The following is a 1,046-nucleotide window of genomic DNA, read 5'->3' as shown; positions in this document are numbered from 1 at the left end:
TAGAGCGTTTCTGACTTTGTTTGAATCGTGGATTCCCTTTTTGGATGGACTGTGATTCAAGATGCTGGCTGAAAGGAGGTCAGCATCCATGGTCGCACCTCTTTCGAATGATCTGCGTGAACGTGTAGTGCGCGCCGTTGCTGCGGGCGAGAGCTGTCGCTCGGTGGCGTCTCGGTTCGGCGTCTCGGTCTCATCTGTGGTGAAGTGGTCGCAGCGGTATCGCCGCAGCGGCTCCGTCGCGCCCGGCCAGATGGGAGGGCATCGCAAACGTCTATTGGAACCGCATCGCGCCTTCATTGCCGAACGGATTGCGCAGACCCCGCAGATCAGCCTGCACGGTCTCAAGGACGAACTGGCAGCGAGAGGCGTCATTGTCTCCCATGACGCCGTTTGGCGCTTCCTGCGTCGCGAGGGGCTGCGCTTCAAAAAAAACGATGTTTGCCCTTGAGCAGGCGCGCACTGACATCGCCCGTCGGCGCAAGCGCTGGCAATCGTGGCAGAAAGGCCTTGATCCCCACAGGCTCGTGTTCATCGACGAAACCTGGATCAAAACCAATATGGCTCCCCTTTACGGCTGGGGTGTCAAGGGCAAACGACTGAGAAGCTTTGCTCCGCACGGCCATTGGCGCACATTGACCTTCGTCGGCGCGCTGCGTGCCGATGGTCTCACCGCGCCCTGCGTCTTCGACGGCCCGATCAATGGCCAATGCTTCAAGGCCTATGTCGCCCAACAGCTCGTCCCGACGCTGCGGCGCGGTGACATCGTCATCATGGACAATCTGGGCAGCCACAAATCCAGGCAGATACGCCAGTTGATCAAGCAGGCCGGCGCAAGGCTCTGGTTCCTGCCGCCCTATTCGCCAGACCTCAATCCCATCGAGCAAGCCTTCGCCAAGATCAAACATTGGATGCGAAAAACGCAAATGCGCACCATCGACGACACTTGGCGATATCTTGGCGCACTCGTCCAGACAATCGCTCCAGACGAGTGCGCCAATTACCTCGTCAATGCCGGCTACGCTTCAAACAAAACATGAAACGCTCTA

The 1,046-nt window shown here is 58.5% G+C and carries 1 protein-coding gene; it reads left to right on the top strand.

The window, feature by feature from the left end:
- The first annotated feature begins 88 nt into the window (after positions 1-88).
- Positions 89-1,037 (top strand): IS630 family transposase gene (locus tag AC13RC_RS34080; protein ID WP_113389326.1). Its coding sequence is split into 2 segments (ribosomal slippage): positions 89-424 and positions 426-1,037, totalling 948 coding nucleotides; the frame shifts between segments, so codons are not numbered across the junction.
- Positions 1,038-1,046: the final 9 nt, after the last annotated feature.

Source organism: Martinezella sp. CNPSo 3890 (assembly GCF_057784455.1).
Note: the sequence above shows the minus strand (reverse complement) of the source record. Positions and strands in the feature narration are given on the sequence as shown.